Below are 21,762 nucleotides of genomic sequence, written 5' to 3'. Positions count from 1 at the left end.
CCGCTGGGATCAGCGAACCTGATCGTGCAGCGTCCTCCTTCACCGCAGGAGGTGAGGGAGGACGCGCCATGACCAGGTGAGCTGATCATCGCGGCCCCAGCAGGGCGGCTTCGAGCTCCGCGGGGAGACCGGGCCGCGGCAGCCCGTGGGGCGAGTACACCGGCCTGCGGTCACCCTGCTGCCAGGCCCAGGTGTCGGCGACCGTCTGCGCGAGCGGGCGGCTGGGCAGCCCGAGGGCCCGGGCCCGCGTGGTGTCGACGTCCCACGCGGTGCGCGCCAGCTCGGCAGGCAGCCACAGCGGCAGGTGGGTCCGGGGTTCGACGCCGGCGTCGAGCAGGTCCGCCTCGGGCACCGGCACCCATTCCGCGTCACCCCCGGTGACCTCGCGGCAGAGGTCGAGCAGGCCGCCGAGCGTGGTCATGCCGACCGGGCCCGTGGCGTTCACGGCGCCACCGGTCCCCGCCTCGGCCACCTCCACCAGCCAGCCGGCCAGGTCCCGGGCGTCGACCAGCGCGATCGGCTCGGCATGGCTGCAGGGGCCCGCGGCGAGCTCGCGAGCCGTGGGGGGCAGTCAGGTCCTTTCGCAGCCCAGCCGGTGCACGTAGTCGTAGGGGCCCACGACCAGCCCGGCCCGCGCGGTGAGGAAACCCCGGCCCACGCGTGCGCCGATCACCCGCTCGGCGAAGGCCTTGTTCGGGCCGTAGTCGTCGTCCTCGGTGTCCCAGGTGGGTTCGCCGTCCTCGGGCCCCACCGGGCCGGGCGGCCAGCCGCGGTAGGCGTTGAGGCTGCTGGCGAAGGCGTACCCGTGCACCCCGCCCAGGACGGCGGCGGCGTGCCGGGCGGCGGCGCGGGTCCGCGCGGAGGTGTCGACGACGAGGTCGGGCGCCCACTCCCCCAGCGCCCGGGGCAGCGCCTCGGGGTCGTCGCGGTCGCCGTGCAGCGCCCGGGCCCCCGCCGGGGGCGGCCCGGACACCCCCCGAATGAAGGTGGCGACGTCGTGGCCGCGCGCGAGCGCCGCGGATGCGACGTGCCGGCCGAGGAACTGGGTGCCGCCGAGGACGAGGAGTCTCATGCCGGTCACTCCAGCGCGACCGCTCCCCCGGCGTCCAGCGACTCCGCCGAGAGCGGATCCGCCGTGGGCCGAACCGCTACACCGCGCGGGACGCCGGCAGAGTGGGCACCTGCGGGAGCGGGGTGGAGCGGGCCGCGGCGAGCACCATCTGCGGCGAGGAGGGCAGGCCCCGGCGCGTGCACAGCCGCAGCGCCCGAGCGCCGGTGAGCACGTCGGTCTCCGGTGGGACGACCAGCAGGTCGGCGCGGCGGTTGCCGCCGGCCCAGGTGAGGCAGACGACCTGCGGGTCCATGCTGCGGAAACCACCGGCCCGCACCGTCCGGCCGAGCACCTCGAGCTTCCGCGGCGCCGGCTGCCACGCGTCGAGGGCGTACGTGAAGCGCTCCACGCGCACGCCGTGCCGCTCCAGGGCCGCGATCAACTCGGGCAGCTCGACGGCGAGGTCGCGGCTGCGCGGGAACCACGCGCCGTCGAAGGCCGACCCACCCGACCCCGCGTCGGCGCGCAGGCTCACCCGGACGTCGATCCCACCCCGGAACCCCTCGGTCGCCGGCCCCGTACGGGTGATCGTCGCCATGAGCGTCGGCCGCCTCTCGTCCACTCGTCCCCGGGCCACGGCACATGACCCCGAGGAGAACGTAGGCGCGACGACACACCCCTCCTGGGGAGCGTGGGGCTGGCGTGCCGCGCTCCATCGGCCGGTCATCACGATTCGTGACCTTCCGCGCACAGCACTCCGCCCCCGTCCCGCGGTGCGAGACAGGGGCGGAGCGGCGACGTGCTGGAACGGCCGGGCTGCAGGGACCCGCGCCGCGCGGAGCGTGGCGTGGGGGGCAGCCGGGTCCTTCTAGGGCTTGGGCTTGCGGTTCTTGGCCTTGCCGCGCTCGGTCTGGTCGAGCACCACCTTGCGGATGCGGACGCCGGCCGGGGTGACCTCCACGCACTCGTCCTCGGCGCAGAACTCCAGCGCCTGCTCCAGGTTGAGGATCTTCGGCGGGATCAGCCGCTCCAGCTCCTCGGAGGTGGACTTGCGCATGTTGGTGAGCTTCTTCTCCTTGGTGATGTTCACGTCCATGTCGTCCGGACGGGAGTTCTCACCGACGATCATGCCCTCGTAGACCTCGGTGCCCGGCTCGACCATGAGCGAGCCGCGCTCCTGCAGCGAGAACATCGAGTACGTCGTCGCCGCGCCCTGGCGGTCGGCGACGAGCGAGCCGGTCGGGCGGGCGCGCATGTCGCCCATCCACGGCTCGTAGCCCTCGAGGTTGTGGTTCAGGACGCCGGTGCCGCGGGTCTCGGTGAGGAACTCGGTGCGGAAACCGATGAGCCCGCGCGAGGGGACGATGTACTCCATCCGCGCCCAGCCGGTGTCGTGGTGCACCAGGTTCTCCAGCCGCGCGCGGCGGACCGCGAGCGCCTGGGTCAGGGTGCCGACGTACTCGCCGGGGACGTCGATCGTGACCCGCTCGACCGGCTCGTGCAGCTTGCCGTCGATCGTCTTGGTGACGACGGTGGGCCGGCCGACGGTGAGCTCGAACTCCTCGCGGCGCAGCTGCTCGACGAGGATGGCCAGCGCCAGCTCGCCGCGGCCCTGCATCTCCCAGGTGTCGGGGCGGTCGGTGGGCAGCATCCGCACCGACACGTTGCCGACCAGCTCCTGGTCGAGCCGGTTCTTGATCAGGCGGGCGGTGAGCTTCTTGCCCGCCTTGCCCGACAGCGGCGAGGTGTTGATCCCGATGGTGATCGAGATCGAGGGCTCGTCGACGGTCAGCGGTGGCAGCGGGCGCGGGTCGTTCGGGTCGGCGAGCGTGTCGCCGATCATGATGTCCTCGATGCCGGCGATGGCGACCAGGTCGCCGGGGCCGGCGCTCTCGGCCGGGGTGCGGGTGAGGCCCTCGGTGACCAGCAGCTCGGTGATCTTGACGTTCTTGATCGAGCCGTCGACCTTGCACCAGGCGACCTGCTGGCCGCGCTTCATCTCACCGGAGTGGATGCGCAGCAGCGCCAGGCGGCCCAGGAACGGCGAGGCGTCGAGGTTGGTGACCTGCGCGCGCAGCGGCTCCTCGGCGTCGTACTCCGGCGCCGGGATGGTGTCCAGCAGCGTCTTCACCAGCGGGCCGAGGTCCGGGCTGTCGGGGACGGTGCCGTTCTCCGGGCGGTTGAGCGACGCCTGCCCGGTGCGGCCGTTGCAGTAGACGATCGGGAACTCGAGCGCGTCGACGTCCAGCCCGGTGTCCTCGAGCAGCTCCATGAACAGCTCGTAGCTCTCGTCGACGACCTCCTCGATGCGGGCGTCACCGCGGTCGGTCTTGTTGACCGCGAGGATGACCGGCATCCCCTTGCCGAGCGCCTTGCGCAGCACGAAGCGGGTCTGCGGGAGCGGGCCCTCGGAGGCGTCGACCAGCAGCACGACGCCGTCGACCATGGAGAGGCCGCGCTCGACCTCACCGCCGAAGTCGGCGTGGCCGGGGGTGTCGACGATGTTGACGACGACGGGGTTGCCGTCCTCGTCCGCCAGGCGGATCGCGGTGTTCTTGGCCAGGATGGTGATGCCGCGCTCGCGCTCGAGGTCCATCGAGTCCATCACGCGGTCCTGCGTGGAGTCGTTGTCCGTCCCCTCGCCCTTGGCGCGGCCGAGCGCGCCGGCCTGACGGAGGAGGGCGTCGACCAGGGTCGTCTTGCCGTGGTCGACGTGGGCGACGATCGCCACGTTGCGCAGGTCGTTGCGGGTGGGCATGCGGAAGGGCACCTCGGGCAGCTCGGGGGCGCGCCGCGCGGACGCGCGCGGGCATCAGGTCAACAGCGACCGGAGCCGCGACCTTCCCTCCACTCTAGGGGCTCAGCGCGCGGGGACCGCTGCCCGCGACCGGTCGACCACCCCGAAGGTGACCCCTGCGGCGGCAACAGTGACCAGACTCACGGCGAACCAGGCCGGGAACCCGGCGCCCAGGGCGAGCACGTGCGCCAGCACGAAGGCCCCGACGTAGAGGGCGGCGAGGCCCGCGGTCACGGCGGGACCGCGCCGGCGGGCGGCGATCCACGCGGCGCCGACGCCGCAGACGGCGAAGACGGCGCCGCCGAGCGCCCGGACGCCGGTGCCCTGCGCGATCCCGAAGCCGGCGGCGAGACCGACGGCGACCAGGAGCGAGGCGGGGACGCGGGCGAGAGCGGAGGTCGACATGTCCCCCAGTGTCCCTGTCGACGAGCCGACCGCGGCGCCGCCCGGCCGCCTGGCAGGGTCACGGGGTGCCCGCACGGACCCGCCTCCTGGCGCTCGACGACGCCCCCGCCCTGGCCGACCTCGTCCGCGAGGACCGGGAGTTCCAGGCGCCGTGGGAACCGGCCCGCGACCAGCAGTGGTACACCGAGGTGGGGCAGCGGGCCGACGTCCGGGCGGCGCTGGACCGGCACGCGGCCGGGCTCGCGTTTCCCTGCGTCGTCCTGGACGACGCCGGCGCGGTGGCGAGCCGGGTGACGCTGAACAACGTCGTCCGCGGCGCCTTCCGGTCGTGCAGCCTCGGCTACTGGGTCGCCTCGGCGAGCAACGGCCGGGGGCTGGCCACCGGCGCCGTCGCCGAGATGCTGCGGCGGGCGTTCGGCGACCTCGGCCTGCACCGGGTGGAGGCCGGCACGCTGCTGCACAACACGGCCTCCCAGAAGGTCCTCGAGCGCAACGGGTTCACCCGCTACGGCCTGGCGCCGCGGTACCTGCGCATCGCCGGCCGGTGGCAGGACCACGTGCTCTTCCAGGTGCTCGACCCTGGGGCTCCGTAGCCCGCGGACGCGAAAGGCCCCGGACGCCGCTGCGTCCGGGACCCCCCGTGGGTGAGCGCGCACCCGACGGTGTGCGCGGATGCGTAGGAAATCGGTCAAGAACTACGCATCAACGCACACCGTTCGGCGTTCTTACGCGGTGCGGAGCACGGCCTCGATCTCGAGCTCGACGGTGATCTTGTCGCCGACGACGACGCCGCCGCCGTCCATCGGCATGTCGATGTCCACGCCGTACTCCTTGCGGGAGATCTCGGTCTTGGCGCTGAAGCCGGCGCGGGTGCCGCCGTACGCGTCAGGGCCGAAGCCGTTGAGCTCGAGCTCCAGGACGACGGGCTTGGTGATGCCCTTGATCGTCAGGTCGCCCTCGACGGTCCAGTCGGCGCCGTCGGTCTTCACCGTGGTGGAGCGGAAGGTCATCTCGGTGTGGTTGCCGACGTCGAAGAAGTCCGCGGACTTGATGTGCGCGTCGCGCTGCTCCTGGCGGGTGTCGATCGAGTCCATGTCCACCTGCGCGGTGACGCGGGACTGCGCCGGGTCCTCGGCGGTCACGATCTCGCCGGAGAACTCGCGGAAGTAACCCCGGACCTTGCTCACCATCATGTGGCGGACGGAGAAGCCGACGGTGGAGTGGCTGGCGTCGATGTCCCAGGTGCCGGCGATGTAGCCGGGGATCTGGACGGTGGTGCTGCTGGTCATGATGTCTCCCAGGTGGTTGAGCGGTGGACCTTCGCTGACCCAGAGCGTAGTTGAGCGCTTGACTATTCCGCCAGTATCCTGACGACATGACCACGTCGGTGTCACCGGAGTCCCTCCCCACGGGTGAGCCGCGCTGGCTCGACCCGGAGGAGCAGCAGGCCTGGCGGGCCTGGCTCTACAGCGCGCAGCTGCTGCTCGACCGGCTCGACCGCGAGCTCAGCCACCGCACCGGCATCTCGCACGCCTACTACGAGATCCTCGTCGCCCTCTCCGAGACGCCCGAGCGGATGATGCGCATGAGCGAGCTCGCCGACCGGTGCCTGTCCTCCCGCAGCCGGCTCTCGCACGCGGTGTCCCGGCTGGAGGAGCGCGGCTGGGTGCGCCGGCAGGTCTGCACCGAGGACGGCCGCGGCCAGCTCGCCGTCCTGACCGACGAGGGCTTCGCCGCGCTGGAGGGCGCGGCGCCGGTGCACGTCGAGGGCGTGCGCCGGGAGCTGTTCGACCAGCTCTCCCCCACGCAGGTGATCGCCATGCGCGACCTCGGCGAGACGCTGCTGCGCCACCTGGACCCGACCCGCATGCCCTGAGACGCGGAACGGCGGGCGCCCCGACGCTGGGTCGGGCGCCCGCCGTCCGGCGGACTCCCTCAGCAGCCGTTCTCGGCGCGTGCCCCGTCGACGAGGTCGCGGAGGAGGGCCGCGTCCGCGGTCGAGATTTTCTTCCCGGCCTGGGCCGACACGTGGTTGTCGAGAGCACCCAGGGCCCCGCAGCCGGCTGCGGTGTCACCCGCCGCGAACCTCGCCAGCGCCTCGTCGTACTTCGACAGCAGGGCGTTCCTGATGCCGGCCGGCACGGCGATCTCGGTGATCGCCTCGCCGAGCTCCTCCATCGGGTCGGGTGGAGTCACCGTGACGGTGAACCCGGCGGAGGAGGCGTTGCCCGCCTCGTCGGTCGCGGTGCAGGTCACCGTGGTCGGCCCCTCCGGGAAGGTGGTGCCTGACGCGGGGACGCACCACACGCTCACCGGGCCGCCCAGGTTGTCCGTCGCGGTGACCTCGAAGGTCACCGGAGCGCCGCCGGGCTCGTCGGCCCGGACGGTGACGTCCTCGGCGCCGGTGATGGTGGGGGCGGTCGCGTCGAGCCGGACGGTCACCGTCTGCGGTTCGGAGACGTTGCCGGCCACGTCGATCGCCCGGTAGGTGATCTCGGTGATGCCCTCGACGTCGATCAGCAAGGACGCGGCGTCCCCGGGGGCGGTGGTCTCCTCCGTGGTCTTGGCCCCGGTCGCGCTGTAGGTGATCGACTGGACGCCGGAACCGTCAGTGGCCGTCAGCGTGACCGTCGGGGCGGTGGTGTTCCAGCCGCCGACCGGCGCCGGCGAGATCTCGGCGGTCACGTACGGAGCAGTCGTGTCCGCCGACGCCCCGGCGGATGCGTACGCGAGCTCGACATCCGCGAATTCGGCGGTGGCATTCACTTCGAGGAGGAACCTGTCCACGGCGGCCGACGCCGACAGCTGGTCACCTCCCTCGTTCGGCCAGTAGTAGCCGGCACTGGTCAGCGCGGTGGCATCGCCCTGGAGCAGGTAGGTGGAGCCGACGACGAGCGTCGCGGTGGCCACGAAGGTCTCGTCGGGAGCCGGCGGCGGAGTTCCCTGCCCGGAGCCGCAGTTGTGCGGATAGCTGGAACAGAGCGTGTACTCCTCGGACACGGAGTCGTAGGAGACCTCCGCGCCGTCGGCGGTGAGCTCGTGGGAGTGGTCGTAGTAGAGGTCGACCGAGCCGGGCGCGTTGCCGTAGACCTGCCGCTCGCGCTCCATCGAGAAGTTGAGCGGTTCGGTGCAGAAGGTGCCCTCGCCGTCATACGTGCAGTCGTCCAGCGATCGGATGGAGGCCTCGGCGTCGTACCGGGACAGGGTGGAGAACGAGACGTCGCTGCCCCACACCTCCCCGACCGAGCCGCGCGCCTCGATGGTGACCTGGACCGTAATCTCTTCGCCCTCGGACAGCCCGCTGGTTCCGGGACGGACGGTGAGCTGGTCCCGGTACCCGCCGTTGACGTCGCAGTCCTCGCGGAAGGAGCCCATTGAGTACCGGGCGGTGGTGCTGCCCGTGACGAGATGCGCCGCCGGGGAGGCGGCCACGTCGTTGCGCGTGCCGTCGTACGACACCCCCGCCGGGTCGTCGCTCGAGCCGGATGAGTCGTCAGCGGCCACGGTGCACCCCACCCGGTAGTCGCTGCTCACGTTCTCCGCGGCTCCGGCGACCGTCGGGACGAGCACGCAGGTGCCCACGCCGGCGAGGACCAGTCCCAGGGGGAGGGGACGGGGACGGATGCGGGAAGCGCTCATCGGAGGGCTCTCTCTGCGGATGGCGGCTGGCGCTGGGCAGTGTTCTGTTGTCCCCGGGAGCCGGTCAACGGCCTCGCGCACCGCTCGGGCGCCGTCCGGGACGTCCCCTCCCCGAATCGCGCGCCGATGACCAGGCGTCCACGATCACGTGCGCATGGTCGCTGCGCCTACGGACCGCGAAGACTCGGCTGCGCGAGGACGGGACGACCCGCCTCCGGGCCTCGGGGTCGCGGGCGTCGGCAGCTCACCCCGGCGCCGCCGCGAGCCGTGCGACCGGCTTCCCCGCGCGCAGGTGGCCGCCAAGCGCGACTTCGGGGAAACCATCCTGCGCCACCTGGACCCCAACCGCGTGCCCTGACGCGCCGGGGACGTCGAAGGATCGCGGTCGACGGTCACCCGCCTCCGGGGCCGGTCGGCCGGAGTCGGCCTGCCGGTCGGGTCGGCGCCGCCGGTCTTCCCGGTGCCGTGGTCACCGGTGCGCCGCCGGCGCGCGGCCGCGCCCGAGAGGAGACGCGAGGCCGAGTCGTCGCCGGCTGATCCGGACGGGCGAACTTCCCGGCCGGATCGGGATCGCGCTCCCTGGTACCCGGGATCTCCCGGACGGCAGCGTCGGGACCGCACCGATCCCCCGCTCCGGAAGGACCTCCCATGTCGACCACGACCTCCCGATCCGCCACCGGCGGCCTCGTCGGCGGCGCCCTCTGGGCGCTGCTGCCCGTCGCCTGGGCCACCGTCCTGGCCGACGGCGCCGGAGCCGGGGCCATCCCCCTCGCGAGCGCGACCGCCGCCTGGGTCTTCCTCGTCCTGCCGCCGGTGCTGATCCTGGCCGGGCTCGCCGCGCTCCGCCGGGCGCTGGGCGGCGACGCGGGGCGGGCCGGCGCCGTCGGCACCGCGCTGACCGGGGCCGGGCTGGCCGCCATGGCCGTCGGCAACGCGATCGAGGTCGCGTCGATCACCACCGGCGGCGCCGAGGTGGCGCTCGGGCACATCACCTTCCTCCTCGGGTTCCTCGTCTCCACGATCGGCGGCGTGCTGCTCGGCGTCGCCGTGGTCCGGCGGCGGGCCGGCTCGCTCGCCCGCGCCGGTGGTCTGCTGCTCGCCCTCGCCCTCCCGCTCGGCATCGGGATCGGCGCCCTCGGGGGCCTCGTGAGCCCCGAGAACGACGCCTGGTTCTGGGCCGCGATCAGCGTGCCCGCCGGCCTCGCCTGGGTGCTGCTCGGCCGGTCGCTGCAGTCGGCTCCGGCCATCCGGCACGAGCCGGCACCTGCGTTCTGACCCACTCCCCCGCGGAGGGCCGCGCCGCCCGGCGCGGCCCTCCGTTGACGCCGCGCCGTTCCGGCGCGCATCGTGCCCACGCCGAAGGGAGCGACCAGGTGACGACCCGCGTGACCGCGCCCGCCCCCGCCCCGCCGCGGCGGGCTGCCGGCGGCCGACCGCCGGGCGCCGCCGTGCTGCCCCGGCTGTTCGCCTGGGCGGTGCTCCCGGTGTACCTGGCCGGCGCCGTCGCGTACCTCGTGCTCGACGCCCGGCTGGGCGGCCCGGGTCTCGATCCGGCCGAGGCGGTGCCGATCCTCGGCGGGTTCGGGCTCTTCGCGGCGCTGGGGGCGCTGCTGGTCCTGCGCCGCCCGCACAACGCGGTCGGCTGGCTGATGGCCTCGGCAGCGCTGCTCGTCGGCGTGGTCCCGGCCGGCGACGCCTACGCGGCCTGGGTGATGACCACCCGCGGCCGGCCCGACGCCCTCGCCGTCGCCGGCGCCTGGCTGCAGAGCTGGTACTGGTACGCGGTCCTCGGGCTGCTCTTCCTCTACCTCCCGCTGCTGTTCCCCGACGGGCGGCTGCCCTCCCCCCGCTGGTGGCCGGTCGCCGTGCTGCCCGGCGCGGCCCTGGGCGCGATCTGCGTCCTCGGGATGCTCACCGGCTCGCTCAGCGGGCAGGAGGTCGACTACCGGATCGACAACCCGATCGGGGTCCCGGGCCTGGCGCCGGTGGAGGAGCTGCCGGTCTTCGCCGTCCTCGGCATCGTCCTGGCCGCCGGCATCATCGGTGCCGTCGTGTCCGTGGTCGTCCGGTTCCGGCGCTCGCGCGGCGACGAGCGGCTGCAGATGACGTGGTTCCTCTTCGCCGTGGCGCCGGCAGTCCTCGCGCCGTTGGACGGCGTCCTCCCGCTCGTCAGCTCCGCGGTGTTCGTCTGGCTGCTGCTCGCCCTGCCCGTGGCGATCGCGGTCGCCGTCCTGAAGTACCGGCTCGAGGGCATCGACGTCGTCCTCAACCGGACGCTGGTCTACGGCACGCTCACCGCCCTCGTCGTCGGCGGGTACGTGCTCGTCGTCGGCTACCTCGGGGCGGTCCTGCGCCGGGACGACGACCTGCTGGTCTCCCTGGTGGCGACCGGCCTGGTCGCCGTCGGGTTCGCCCCGGCGCACGACCGGCTGCAGCGGGGGGTGAACCGGCTGCTGTACGGCCGGCGGACCGAGCCCTACGCCGCGCTGTCCCGGCTCGGCGAGCGGCTGGAGAGCACGCTGGCGCCGGACGACGTCCTGCCGGCGATCGTCACGACCGTCCGGGAGTCCCTCCGCCTGCCCTACGCCGCCATCGTGCTGGGGGACGGCGAACCGGCCGTCGAGTCGGGCTCCCCGGTGCCGGGCACCCGGTCGCTCCCGCTGCTCTACCGGAGCGAGGAGGTGGGCGAGCTCCGGCTGGGCCTGCGACCCGGCGAGACCGCGTTCTCCGCCGCCGACCGGCGGCTGCTCTCCGACCTGGCCCGCCAGGCCGGGGTGGCCGTCTCCGCGGTGCGGCTCACCGCCGACCTGCGGCGCTCGCGGGAACGGCTGGTCACCGCGCGGGAGGAGGAACGCCGCCGGCTGCGCCGCGACCTGCACGACGGCCTGGGTGCCCAGCTGGCCGGGCTCACCGTGCAGACCGGCGTGCTGCGCACCCTCATCCACCGTGATCCCGCGCGCGCCGAGGCCCTGGCCGGGGAGCTGCGCGCCGAGCTGCGCACCGCGATCGCCGACGTGCGCCGGCTCGTGCACGACCTGCGACCGCCCGCCCTCGACGAGCTGGGGCTGGTCGGCGCGCTGGAGCGCCTCACCGAGCGGTGCAGCGCCGACGGCGACGGCCTCCGAGCGGGCGTCGAGGTCGACGGCGAGCTGCCCCCGCTCCCCGCGGCGGTCGAGGTGGCGGCCTACCGGATCGCCCAGGAGGCGCTGACCAACGTCGTCCGGCACGCGGCGGCCCGAACCTGCACGCTCCGGCTGGCCGCCGACGACGGCGAGCTGACCGTCGAGGTCGTCGACGACGGTCGCGGGCTCCCTGCGGAGCTGCTCCCCGGTGTGGGGATGTCGTCGATGCGCGAGCGGGCGGCGGAGACCGGCGGCCGGTGCGACGTGCTGCCGGCGCCGGGGAGCGGCACCCGCGTGCGCGCCCGGCTGCCACTGAGCGGAGGGCATTGACGTGGTCGCGCGCCTGCTGGTGGTCGAAGACCACCCGCTGTTCCGGAAGGGCGTCCTGGCGCTGCTGGACACGGCGGCCGACCTCGAGGTCGTCGGGGTGGCGGTCTCCGGCGAGGACGCGGTGGCGCAGGCGGGGCAGCTGCGGCCCGACGTCGTCCTCATGGACCTGCAGCTGCCGGGCATGAGCGGCATCGAGGCCACCCGGGCGATCACCGCCGCCGTCCGCGACGTGCGCGTGCTGGTGCTCACCCTGTTCGAGGACGAGGACTCGGTGTTCATGGCGCTGCGGGCCGGCGCCCGCGGCTACGTCCTCAAGGACGCCGACGAGGAGGAACTGACCGGGGCGATCCGGGCGGTGGCCCGCGGGGAGGCGATCTTCAGCCCGACCGTGGCCGGCCGGGTGCTGGCGTTCTTCGCCCAGCCCCGGCCGGCTCCCCAGGTGTTCCCGTCGCTGACCGACCGCGAGCGGGAGATCCTGCGACTCCTGGCCCAGGGGAACCCCAACCCGTCGATCGCCCGCGCCCTGTCGCTGAGCCCGAAGACGGTGGCGAACTACGTCTCCGCGATCTTCGCCAAGCTGCAGGTCAGGGACCGGGCCGAGGCGATGATCCGCGCGCGGGAGGCCGGCCTGGGGGGCTGAAGGTCAGGTTCCGGACGACGGCGTGACGTCGTCCGGCGGCAGGGGCCAGCGGGGCACGCCGGCGACTTCGCCGTCGGGCAGCCGGCCGGGGAAGCGCGGCGGCCGCTTCTCCAGGAAGGCGGCCACTCCCTCGGCCGGGTCCGGCCCGTCCCCCAGCTCGACCAGCGCCCGGGACTCCGCGCGGTGCGCGTCCCACGGCGAGGCGGCGCCGAGCATCGACCACAGCAGCTGCCGGGCAGCGGAGACGGCGACCGCGCTGGTGTTGTCGGCGACCTCCCGGGCGAGCGCGTACGCGGTGGGCAGCAGCTCGTCATCGGGCACCACGCGGGAGACCAGCCGGCCGCGCAGCGCCTCGGCGGCGTCGAACACCCGGCCGGTGGCCACCCACTCCATCGCCTGGCTGATGCCGACCACCCGCGGCAGGAACCACGAGGACGCCGCCTCCGGCACGATGCCGACCCGGCCGAAGACGAACCCGAACCGGGCCGACTCCGCGGCGATCCGGATGTCCATCGGCAGGGTCAGGGTCGCGCCGATGCCCACCGCCGGCCCGTTGACGGCGGCGATGACGGGCTTGCGCAGCGCGGCGAACGGCAGCGAGGCGACTCCCCCGGCGTCGCGGGGGTAGCCGCCGATCTCCTCGCTCAGCGGGCCGGGCGGGCGCACGCGGGTGCGCCGGTCACCGAAGGTGTCGGGACCGCCCGCGAGTTCTGCGCCGGCGCAGAACGCCCGCCCGGCGCCGGTCACGACCACCACCCGGACGTCGTCGTCGGCGTCGGCGGCCGCCGCGACCCGGGTGAGCTCGTCGGCCATGGTCAGCGTGAAGGCGTTGAGCCGGTCGGGCCGGTGCAGCGTCACCGTGGCGACGCCGTCGGCCACCTCGTACCGCAGCTCGGTGAGGTCCGTGGTCTTCCTCCTGTCAGCGAATGGCAAGGGTGGTCAGCCGTCACCTGACCCCTCAGGGCATAGGAAGCTATGCATGCGGTTTTGGGGCCAGAGCCGCATGTAAAGCTTCCTATGCCTGAGGGTGCCGCGGCCTGGTCAGCTGCCGAGGGCGCCGGTGACGGCCAGGCGGGCGACGGCGTCGAGGTGCTCGGCCTCGTCCCCCAGCAGCAGCCGGTCGACCTTGGCCCGCCGCCAGTACAGGTGCGCGTCGTGCTCCCAGGTGAAGCCGACGCCGCCGTGCACCTGGATGAGGGTGCTCGCTGCCCGCTCGAAGGTCACCGCCGCGCAGGCCTTCGCCGCCGATGCCGCCAGCGGCAGCTCGTCGGGGTTGCAGTCCGCCGCCCACGCGGCCCACCAGACCAGCGAGCGCAGCTGCTCCACCCCGACCCACGCGTCGACCAGCATGTGCTTGATCGCCTGGTAGGAGCCGATCCGGCGGCCGAACGCCTCCCGCTCCTGGGCGTAGGCCACGCCCAGCTGCACGCACCGCTCGGCGCCGCCGAGGTCCTCCGCGGCCATGACGACCGCGCCCACCTGCCGGGCGCGGGCCCACAGCTCGCCCGCGTCCGGGGTCAGCACCCGGCGGGAGGTCAGCCGGACCGACGCCAGCCCGCGGGTGGCGTCCACCGGCCGGCCGGGCAGGACCTCGCCCTCGCCGACGACCAGGTCACCGCCGTCGAGACCGAGGAAGAGCGTCGCGTCGGCGGCGTCCACCGACGGGGCGGAGCCGTCGACGGCGCCGTCGAGCACGGCGAAGGCCGTCGACCCGTCGGCCAGCTGCGCGGCCAGGTCGGGGGCGTCGGCGAGGAGGACGGCGGCGCGCGCGGCGGTGACCAGCGAGGGCGCCGCGAGGACCGCGCCGCCCTGCTCGGCGACGACGGCGAGGTCCAGCAGCGGGCGCCCGGAGCCGCCGGCGGACTCGGGGACGGTGATGCCCAGGAAGCCGATGTCGGCCAGCGCCTTGCGGCCGGGCTCGAGTCGCCCGCCCTCCAGACCCGCCCGCGCCGCGGCCGGCGAGGCGTTGCCGCGGTAGAAGTCGCGGGCGCCGTCGGCGATGTCGCGCTGGTCGGCGTCGAGGTCGAAGTTCATCGCTTCCCTCCCGAGAAAGGAGCGGTCTTGTCGCTGCGGGGTTCCGGCGGCAGACCCAGCACCCGCTCGCCGAGGATGTTGCGGAGGACCTGGTCGGTGCCGCCGGCGATGCTGATGCCCGGCAGCCACGACTGGGTGCGCTGCCAGCGGTCGTCACCGTCGGCCGTGGCGGCGTAGACTGCGTCGTCGCCGAGCAGCCGCACCCCGGCGTCGGCCATGAGCAGGCCGGCCTCGGTGCCGGCGAGCTTCCCCGCGCTGGCCTCCGGTCCGGGGATGCCGCCCTGGCTGAGCACGGTGAGCCGTCGGTAGCCGGTGTACCGGGCGGCGAGCGCCGCGACCACCGCCCGCCCGACCGCCTGCCGGGCCAGCACCTGCCGCTCGGGGTCGAGCCGCGGCAGCCGCTCGCGCGCGTGCTGGGCGAACTCCTCCACCGGCGCGCCGATGGCGCCCCCGGCCCCGCCGATGGCCACCCGCTCGTTCATCAGCGTGGTCAGCGCGACCCGCCAGCCCTCGCCGGGCTCGCCCAGCCGCTCCTCGTCGGGGATGCGGACGTCGTCGAAGAAGACCTCGTTGAAGTCGGCCCGCCCGCCCATCTGGCGCAGCGGGCGCACCGTCACGCCGGGGGCGTGCATGTCGACGACGAACATGGTGAGACCGGCGTGCTTCGGCTTCTCCGGGTCGGTGCGGGTGAGCAGGATGCCGTGGTCGGAGACGTGCGCCAGCGTCGTCCACACCTTCTGGCCGTTGACCACCCAGCCGTCGCCGTCGCGGACGGCGGTGGTGCGCAGCGCGGCGAGGTCCGAGCCCGAGGCCGGCTCGCTGAACAGCTGGCACCACACGTCGTCGGCGCGCAGCAGCCGGGCGAGGTGGCGGTCGCGCTGCTCCTGGCTGCCGTGGGCGATGACCGTCGGCCCGCACATGCCGATCCCGATGTGGTTGATCAAACCGGGCACCCGCGCGCGGGCGAGTTCCTGGGCGACGATCGCCTGCTGCACCAGCGTGCCCCCCTGCCCGCCGTACTCGCGGGGCCAGGTGACGCCGACCAGCCCCGCCTCGGCGAGCACCCGCTGGGTGCGGCGCATCTCCGCCTCGTGCGTGCGGGCGTCGATGCCCTCCTGGCCGGGCGCGAGGTGCAGCAGCTCGCCGGCGTGCTCCTCGAGCAGGGCGCGCACCCGCGCCCGGTACCCGGCCTCGCCGGGGCTGTCGTCGAAGTCCACGGGCACGCCTCTCGTCGGTGAGCGGGGGATCGGCCGCAGCGTGACAGGCGTCACCCGGAACGGTCAACGGTGACTGTTCCGGGCCGCGTGCACCGCCTACTGTTCCGCGGATGAGCGCCGAGCCCGCCGCCGCCGGCGCCGCTCCCGGGCCCCGCTCGCGCGCGGAGCGGACCGCCGGCAGCCGCCTGCTGATCCTCGACGCCGCCGTCGCGTGCCTGGTCGAGGACGGGTTCGCCGGCGCCTCGACGCTCGCCGTGCAGGCCCGCGCCGGGGTCTCCCGCGGCCGGCTGCTGCACCACTTCCCGTCCCGCGCCGAGCTGCTGGTCGCCGCCGCCGAGCACCTGTCCACGACGCAGCTGGACGAGGTGCGCCGCCGGGCCGCGGCGCTGATGGAGGACGGGCCGACCGGGCGCGAGCGGGTGGACCGCGCGATCGACCTGATGTGGGCGACCTTCCAGGAGCCCCCGTTCTGGGCGGCGATGGAGCTCTGGACGGCGGCCCGCACCGACCCCGAGCTGCGGGCGGCGCTGCGCGGCGAGGAGCGCCGGCTGCGGGCCTCGATCGCCGCCGTGGCCGACGGCATCTGGGGGCCCGAGATCGCCGGCGCCCCCGCCTACGCCGACCTCTGCGAGCTGCTGTTCACCAGCATGCGCGGGGTCGCGCTGGTCTACGCGTTCCAGGACCGGCCGGCCGCCACCGACCCGCACCTGGCGCTCTGGAAGCGGCTCGCCGCCCGCCTGCTCGACCTCGACAGTCAGGGTTGACCGCCCCGGCTCGCGGCCACCAGCATGACGCGGGTCACACTGCCCCGGCTGAGGAGAAGCCCGTGAGCGTCCAGATCCCCGTCCTGCACGGCCGCGGCATGACCATGAGCGACATGCTGGCCCGGCACGCCCGCACCAGCCCGGACGCGCCGGCGCTGCGCTTCGAGGGATCGGGCCGCTCCTACGCCGAGCTCGATCAGCGGGTGGACCGGCTGGCCCGGGCGCTGCACGCGCGCGGGGTGCGCACCGGCGACCGGGTGGCCGTGCTCGCGCTCAACGGCCCGGAGACGTGGGAGGCCTACCTCGCCGGCATCCGGCTGGGGGCGGTCGTCGTCCCGGTCAACTTCCGGCTGGTCGCCGACGAGGTCGCCTACGTGCTCACCGACTCCGGCGCCGTCGCCCTGGTCGTGGACGCGCCGCTGGCGGAGGTCGCAGCCAAGGCGCGCGAGCAGGCCCCGGACGTCGCGACGGCGCTGGTCATCGACGGCGGTGACGCCGGGCCCGGCAGCGAGGACTACGCGTCGGCGCTCGCCGCGGCCGAGGGGGAGCCGCTCGACGTCGCCGTGGACGAGGACGAGGCCGCCTTCGTCATGTACACCTCGGGGACGACCGGCCGGCCCAAGGGCGCGGTGCTGACCCACCGGAACCTGATCATGCATGCGTTCAGCCAGATCACGACGCTGGGCTGGGATCCGGACGACCGGGTCGCCGTCCCCGGTGCGCCGCTGTTCCACATCGCCGGGCTGGCCGGCGGCCTGCCGCCGCTGCTGCTCGGCGGCGTCCACGTGATCCTCCGGTCCGGCGCCTTCGACCCGGCGGCGACCCTCGACCTGATGGAGCGGGAGAAGGTCTCCAGCATCTTCCTCGTGCCGGCGATGTGGGCCGCGGTGCTGGCGGTGCCCGACCTCGCCGCGCGCGACCTCTCCGCCCTGCGCCGGGTCTCCTGGGGCGCCGCCCCGGCGTCCACCACCCTGCTGCGCACGCTCATCGACGCCTTCCCGCAGGCGGAGGTGGTCACCGCCTTCGGGCAGACCGAGTGCAGCCCGGTCACCTGCCTGCTCCGCGGGGAGGACGCGGTGCGCAAGATCGGCTCGGTCGGCACCCCGATCCTCAACGTCGAGGTGCGCGTCGTCGACGAGCTGATGGAGGACGTGCCGCAGGGCGAGGTCGGCGAGATCGTCTACCGCAGCCCGATGGTGATGAAGGAGTACTGGGGCAAGCCCGAGGCGACCGCGGAGGCGTTCGCCGGTGGCTGGTTCCACTCCGGCGACCTGGTGCGCCAGGACGAGGACGGCTACTTCTACGTCGTCGACCGCAAGAAGGACATGATCATCTCTGGTGGGGAGAACATCTACTGCGCCGAGGTGGAGAACGTGCTGGCCGCCCACCCGAAGGTCGCCGAGGTCGCGCTGATCGGCGTGCCCGACACCCGCTACGGCGAGGCGCCGCTGGCCGTCGTCGCCCCGCGCGACGCGGCCGACCCGCCGACGGCCGAGGAGCTGGCCGCGTTCTGCCGGGAGCGGCTGGCCCGCTACAAGAACCCGCGGGAGTACTCGGTGGTGGGGGCGCTCCCCCGCAACCCGAGCGGCAAGGTGCTCAAGACCGCGTTGCGGCAGGAGCACTCGGCGGGCTCGCTCGTCGCCGACCCCGTCGTCTGACGCCTGCCCCGTCCCCGGCGACGATGTGCGCGGATGTGCAGGGACTGCGTCCGGAACCGCACATCCGCGCACACCGTCGCGCCCGGGCGGCAGGGTCAGGGAGCGTCGGTCTCGAACAGGTCCCGGGACACCACGCCGGTGTCGGGGTTGTCGGTGAACATCCCGTCGATGCCGGCCTCCCAGAAGGCGAGGTGCTCCTCCAGCGCCCGGCCGTAGTCGTCGGCCTCGGCCCCGTCCCGGAGCGCCGGCGGCAGGAACACGTTCTCGTTGCGGAACGTGTACGGGTGCACGAGCAGCCCGGCGCGGTGCGCGTCATCGACGAGTGCGGTCGGGGTGCCCAGCGTGCCGTCGGCGTCGCGCGGGATGACCTGGTTCTTCTCCGGCCCCACGCCCTCGGCGTACCCGGCGATCTCCTGCAGCCCCTCCGCGGTGGTGAGGTCCGCGTAGGTGCGCGGGTCACCGGCGGCGGTGAAGTCGTAGGGCTGCCCGGAGCCCGACAGCAGCTGCACCAGCGGCACGCGCACCCCCCTCTCCTCCAGCTCCCGCAGGTTCGCCGTCTCGAAGGACTGGATGAAGACCGGCGAGGTGTGCTTGTGCACCCGCGCCTCCTGCAGGTCGGCCATCAACGGCTCCTCGAGGGAGAGGCCGATGCCATCGAAGTAGGTGGGGTGCTTGGTCTCGACGTAGACGCCGATCTCGCGGCGGAGCTCCTTGGTGAGCCGGGCCCGCAGCTCGAGCACCTCGTCGAGGGTCGGCACCTGGTAGAGGCCGTCGTAGAGGGTGTTCTCCTCCCGCACCTCGGGCAGCCGCTCGACGGCCCGGAGGGTGCGCAGCTCGGCGAGGGTGAAGTCCTCGGTGAACCAGCCGGTGAGCGGCGCGCCGTCGATGACCTTGGTGGTGCGGCGGGAGGCGAACTCCGGCCGGCTCGCGACGTCCGTCGTCCCGGAGATCTCGTTCTCGTGCCGGGCGACGAGCACGCCGTCCTCGGTGCTCACGACGTCCGGCTCGATGTAGTCGGCGCCCATCCGGGCGGCGAGCTCGTAGGCGGCGAGGGTGTGCTCCGGCCGGTAGCCGGAGGCCCCCCGGTGGCCCACGACGAGCAGGTCGTCGGCCAGCGCCGTGCCGGGCTCGGGAGCCGGCGGCCGCGGCGCGGCGGTGGCGGGCACGGCCGCCGGGACGGCGAGGGACAGGGGGACGGCGACCGCGACGGCGGCGACCGTGGCACGCAGGCGGCGTGCTCGGGACATCGGGACTCCCGCGGGCTCGGACGGCGACCCTCGCCGGCGGCTCCGCGCGCTGATCCCAGCGAGCCCAGGTGCCGGGGCCGCGTCACCCGCCACAACTCCCGGTGACGACCTGGTGGCGCGCCCGTGCCGCCGGTCAGCCCGCCCAGGCCTCGCCCACGCGGGCCAGCACCGACGCCGCCTGGGCGCGCCCGGCCCGGGCGGCGGGCTCCCGGGCGGCGGGGTCCAGCACGTTGCGGCCGATCGCCGCGCGGGCGGCCTCGTCCGGGGCGACGACGGCGACGCGGGCCGACACCATGCCGGTGACCTGCGCGTCGACGCTGGCCATCGGGCCGACCCCGCGCGGGATGGGGGCCAGGACGACCAGCCGGTCGCAGCCCTGGGCGAGGTCCGCGTTGGCCGCCGAGCGCATGCCGCCGTCGATGTAGCGGCGGCCGTCGATGGTGACCGGCGGGTACACGCCGGGCACCGCGCAGCTCGCCGCGACGGCCTGCACCAGCGGGACGCCGGACTCCCGGCCGAAGGTGTGGAACTCACCCGTGGTGGCGTCCACCGCGGTGACGAGGAGCTCCCGCTCCGGCCACTCGCGGGACACCAGCCGCGAGCCGATCACGTCGAGCCGCTCCTGCTCGGTCGGCGTGGCGCCGGCCTTCTCCGCGGCCAGGGCGAGCGAGCCCACGCGCCGCCGGAACTCGACGTCGCGGCCGCGGCTGACGACCATCGCCCAGGCGTAGCGCGCGAGGTTGCTGCGCGTCATCCGGGCCACCTTCTCCTGTGCCGGGGGCTCCAGCTGGCGCGCGTACAACTCCTCGAGCGGGGCGCCGCTGGTGAGCTGCGCGCCGACGACCGAGCCGGCCGAGGTGCCGACGACGAGACCCGCCGCGGTGAGGTCCACCCCGGCCTCGGCCAGCCCGGCGAGCACGCCGATCTCCCAGGCGATGCCGGTGATGCCCCCGCCGCCGAGCACGAGGGCGGTCCGCTGGTCGCTCATGCGGCTCATCCTCACAGACCCCTCGACAGGCGCTGTGAGCTGGGCCACCCTGTGGCTCAGCTCACCCGACGAGAGGAAACGAATGACCACCGTGCAGTCCGCCCCGGCACCCACGACGGCCAGCTGGCCGCCCGGGTTGCCCCGGTCCCTGGACTACCCGAGCGCGCCGGTGGGCTCCATCCTGCGGGCCGCCGTGCGCCGGTGGGGCGACCGGACGGCCTTCGTCGACCACGACGTGGCGCTCACCTTCACCGAGCTGGGCGCCCGCGCGCACGCGGTCGCCGGCTGGCTGGCCGACCACGGCATCGGGCGGGGCGACGTCGTCGCCGTCCACATCCCGAACTGCCGGCAGTACCCGCCGCTCTACTACGGGATCATGCTGGCGGGCGCCACCTTCTCCCCCACCAACCCGCTGCTGCCGGCCGCCGACCTCGCCGCCCAGCTGAACGACGCCGGCGCCAAGGCGCTCATCACCTGGGACCAGGTGCTGCCCTTCGTCCGGGGGGCGATCGCGCAGACCCGGGTCGAGACGGTCGTCGTCACCGGCGAGGCGCACACCCTCGACTTCGCCGCCCGCCTCGACAGCCTCGAGCCGACCGACGTCGACCTCGCCGACCTCCTGGCCGGTGACCCGGCCGACCGGCACCTGGACGCCGGCATCGACGTCGCCACCGACCTGGCGCACCTGGCTTACACCGGCGGCACGACCGGCGTCAGCAAGGGCGTGGAGCTGCCGCACCGCCAGGTCGTGACCAACGTCCTGCAGTCGGGCTGCTGGACCTCCGGGGCCCTCCCCGCGCTCGACGAGGAGGGGGACGTGACGCTGCAGCAGGTGCTCGGCCCCGACGAGTGCCCGACCCGGCTCGGCGAGGCGCGGATCATCAACCTGACGCCGTGGTTCCACGCGATGGGCGCGATCGGCTACCTCAACGGCATGGTCATGGGCGGCACGATGACCGTCATCCACATGCGCTTCGACCCGGTGAAGTACGTCGAGGACATGGTCCGGTACGAGGTGACCTCGATCGGCGGCGCGCCCCCGGTCTTCGTGGCGCTGCTGCAGGTGCCCGGGTTCGCCGAGGCCGACCTCTCGCGCGTCCGCGGCATCAGCAGCGGCGCCGCTCCGCTCCCGGTCACGCTGATCGAGAAGATGCAGGCGCTCATGCCCAACGCCACGATCGGCGAGGGCTACGGGCTGACCGAGGTCACGATGATGGCCACCGGCAACCCGACCTTCCGCTCGGGCACCCGCAAGCCGGGCACCGTGGGGGTGCCGATCTTCGACACCGAGATCACCATCCGCCCGCTCGGCGGCGGCGACCCGCTGCCGGCGGGCGAGCGGGGCGAGGTCTGCATCCGCGGCCCCCAGGTGATGCGCGGCTACGCGCACCGCCCCGAGGCCACGGCCGAGTCGATCGACGCCGACGGCTGGTTCCACTCCGGCGACGTCGGCATCCTCGACGAGGACGGCTATCTCTCGATCGTCGACCGGACCAAGGACATGCTGCTCTACAAGGGCTACAACGTCTTCCCGCGCGAGCTGGAGGAGGTCCTCTTCGGCGTCCCGGGGGTCGCCGGTGCGGCGGTGGTCGGCCGGCCCGACGAGGAGGCCGGCGAGCTGCCGGTGGCCTACGTGGTGCGCAAGGACGACGCGGACGGCGCAGCGCTGACCATCGAGTCCGTCATGGCCGCGGTCAACGGCAAGGTGACCCCCTACAAGCGGCTGCGCGACGTCCGGTTCATCGACGCGATCCCGGTCTCGGCGGCCGGCAAGGTGCTCAAGCGGGAGCTCGCCGCCCGCGAGCGCGAGGCCGTCGAGGGCTGAGCCGGCACGTGCCGCCGTACCCGTTCGGGTGCGGCGGCACGCGGC

General features: G+C 74.3%; 20 protein-coding genes. 8 read left to right on the top strand and 12 right to left on the bottom strand.

The genetic code is table 11. The annotated features are described in order from the left end of the window. Nucleotides 1-85 precede the first annotated feature (85 nt). The 5 genes from BMW62_RS23130 to BMW62_RS06515 form a co-directional block, all read right to left on the bottom strand. On the bottom strand, nt 86-445 hold the full coding sequence (locus tag BMW62_RS23130) for a hypothetical protein (protein WP_244523876.1): 360 nt from the start codon (nt 443-445) through the stop codon (nt 86-88). A gap of 126 nt (nt 446-571) precedes the next feature. After that, on the bottom strand, nt 572-1,072 hold the full coding sequence (locus tag BMW62_RS23125; protein WP_244523875.1) for an NAD-dependent epimerase/dehydratase family protein: 501 nt from the start codon (nt 1,070-1,072) through the stop codon (nt 572-574). A gap of 76 nt (nt 1,073-1,148) precedes the next feature. After that, the gene (locus BMW62_RS06525) at nt 1,149-1,673 is read right to left on the bottom strand and encodes a DUF5994 family protein (RefSeq protein ID WP_244523874.1); all 525 of its coding nucleotides are present in this window, start codon (nt 1,671-1,673) and stop codon (nt 1,149-1,151) included. A gap of 246 nt (nt 1,674-1,919) precedes the next feature. Continuing rightward, a complete protein-coding gene (typA, locus tag BMW62_RS06520; protein ID WP_091930030.1) occupies nt 1,920-3,809 on the bottom strand; it encodes a translational GTPase TypA in 1,890 nt (629 codons plus the stop codon). 102 nt (nt 3,810-3,911) lie between these two features. Next, a complete protein-coding gene (locus BMW62_RS06515; RefSeq protein WP_091930029.1) occupies nt 3,912-4,253 on the bottom strand; it encodes a hypothetical protein in 342 nt (113 codons plus the stop codon). 65 nt (nt 4,254-4,318) lie between these two features. Between BMW62_RS06515 and BMW62_RS06510 the strand changes: the two genes are divergently transcribed. Then, nucleotides 4,319-4,846 (top strand): GNAT family N-acetyltransferase, encoded by a 528-nt coding sequence (locus tag BMW62_RS06510; RefSeq protein ID WP_091930104.1) that lies wholly within the window; start codon nt 4,319-4,321, stop codon nt 4,844-4,846. Nucleotides 4,847-4,978: 132 nt separating this feature from the next. On the opposite strand, the gene BMW62_RS06505 is transcribed toward BMW62_RS06510, so the two are convergent. Continuing rightward, nucleotides 4,979-5,542: a YceI family protein gene (locus BMW62_RS06505; RefSeq protein ID WP_091930028.1), complete on the bottom strand. Its 564-nt coding sequence runs from the start codon at nt 5,540-5,542 to the stop codon at nt 4,979-4,981. A gap of 86 nt (nt 5,543-5,628) precedes the next feature. Here BMW62_RS06505 and BMW62_RS06500 point away from each other — a divergent pair, with 86 nt between their 5' ends. Then, nucleotides 5,629-6,129 carry a MarR family winged helix-turn-helix transcriptional regulator gene (locus tag BMW62_RS06500; protein WP_091930027.1) on the top strand — a complete coding sequence of 167 codons (501 nt, stop codon included), beginning with the start codon at nt 5,629-5,631 and terminating at the stop codon, nt 6,127-6,129. A gap of 59 nt (nt 6,130-6,188) precedes the next feature. Here the strand turns inward: BMW62_RS06500 and BMW62_RS06495 are convergent, their stop codons facing one another. After that, complete coding sequence (locus BMW62_RS06495; protein WP_091930026.1) at nt 6,189-7,892, bottom strand: OmpL47-type beta-barrel domain-containing protein; 1,704 nt, start codon at nt 7,890-7,892, stop codon at nt 6,189-6,191. Between the two features lie 648 nt (nt 7,893-8,540). Between BMW62_RS06495 and BMW62_RS06490 the strand changes: the two genes are divergently transcribed. The 3 genes from BMW62_RS06490 (at nt 8,541) to BMW62_RS06480 (ending at nt 11,984) form a co-directional block, all read left to right on the top strand. Next, nucleotides 8,541-9,167 (top strand): hypothetical protein, encoded by a 627-nt coding sequence (locus BMW62_RS06490; RefSeq protein ID WP_091930025.1) that lies wholly within the window; start codon nt 8,541-8,543, stop codon nt 9,165-9,167. A 98-nt stretch (nt 9,168-9,265) separates the two neighbouring features. Then, nucleotides 9,266-11,344, top strand: coding sequence for a sensor histidine kinase (locus BMW62_RS06485; protein WP_091930024.1), 2,079 nt, complete (start codon nt 9,266-9,268; stop codon nt 11,342-11,344). 1 nt (nt 11,345) lies between these two features. Then, complete coding sequence (locus BMW62_RS06480; protein WP_244523873.1) at nt 11,346-11,984, top strand: response regulator; 639 nt, start codon at nt 11,346-11,348, stop codon at nt 11,982-11,984. 3 nt (nt 11,985-11,987) lie between these two features. On the opposite strand, the gene BMW62_RS06475 is transcribed toward BMW62_RS06480, so the two are convergent. The 3 genes from BMW62_RS06475 to BMW62_RS06465 form a co-directional block, all read right to left on the bottom strand. Then, nucleotides 11,988-12,917 carry an enoyl-CoA hydratase-related protein gene (locus BMW62_RS06475; protein WP_091930023.1) on the bottom strand — a complete coding sequence of 310 codons (930 nt, stop codon included), beginning with the start codon at nt 12,915-12,917 and terminating at the stop codon, nt 11,988-11,990. Between the two features lie 108 nt (nt 12,918-13,025). Next, nucleotides 13,026-14,018 (bottom strand): acyl-CoA dehydrogenase family protein, encoded by a 993-nt coding sequence (locus tag BMW62_RS06470; protein ID WP_091930022.1) that lies wholly within the window; start codon nt 14,016-14,018, stop codon nt 13,026-13,028. Continuing rightward, a complete protein-coding gene (locus BMW62_RS06465; protein ID WP_091930102.1) occupies nt 14,015-15,235 on the bottom strand; it encodes an acyl-CoA dehydrogenase family protein in 1,221 nt (406 codons plus the stop codon). Before BMW62_RS06465 ends, BMW62_RS06470 begins: the two co-directional genes overlap by 4 nt. 110 nt (nt 15,236-15,345) lie before the next feature. Between BMW62_RS06465 and BMW62_RS06460 the strand changes: the two genes are divergently transcribed. After that, nucleotides 15,346-15,999 (top strand): TetR/AcrR family transcriptional regulator, encoded by a 654-nt coding sequence (locus BMW62_RS06460; protein WP_091930021.1) that lies wholly within the window; start codon nt 15,346-15,348, stop codon nt 15,997-15,999. Nucleotides 16,000-16,061: 62 nt separating this feature from the next. Continuing rightward, entirely contained in the window at nt 16,062-17,657 is a 1,596-nt protein-coding gene (locus BMW62_RS06455; protein ID WP_211435014.1) for a long-chain-fatty-acid--CoA ligase, read from the top strand. Nucleotides 17,658-17,752: 95 nt separating this feature from the next. Here the strand turns inward: BMW62_RS06455 and BMW62_RS06450 are convergent, their stop codons facing one another. Beyond that, nucleotides 17,753-18,904, bottom strand: coding sequence for a glycerophosphodiester phosphodiesterase (locus BMW62_RS06450; RefSeq protein WP_091930020.1), 1,152 nt, complete (start codon nt 18,902-18,904; stop codon nt 17,753-17,755). 133 nt (nt 18,905-19,037) lie between these two features. Then, complete coding sequence (locus tag BMW62_RS06445) at nt 19,038-19,892, bottom strand: patatin-like phospholipase family protein (RefSeq protein WP_091930019.1); 855 nt, start codon at nt 19,890-19,892, stop codon at nt 19,038-19,040. A gap of 82 nt (nt 19,893-19,974) precedes the next feature. Here BMW62_RS06445 and BMW62_RS06440 point away from each other — a divergent pair, with 82 nt between their 5' ends. Continuing rightward, a complete protein-coding gene (locus BMW62_RS06440; protein WP_091930018.1) occupies nt 19,975-21,717 on the top strand; it encodes a class I adenylate-forming enzyme family protein in 1,743 nt (580 codons plus the stop codon). Nucleotides 21,718-21,762 lie beyond the last annotated feature (45 nt).

It is taken from the genome of Blastococcus sp. DSM 46786, from assembly GCF_900109665.1.
GTDB classification, from domain to species: domain Bacteria; phylum Actinomycetota; class Actinomycetes; order Mycobacteriales; family Geodermatophilaceae; genus Blastococcus; species Blastococcus carthaginiensis.
The sequence above is the reverse complement of the archived record's forward strand: the minus strand, read 5'-3'. Positions and strand labels throughout refer to the sequence as shown.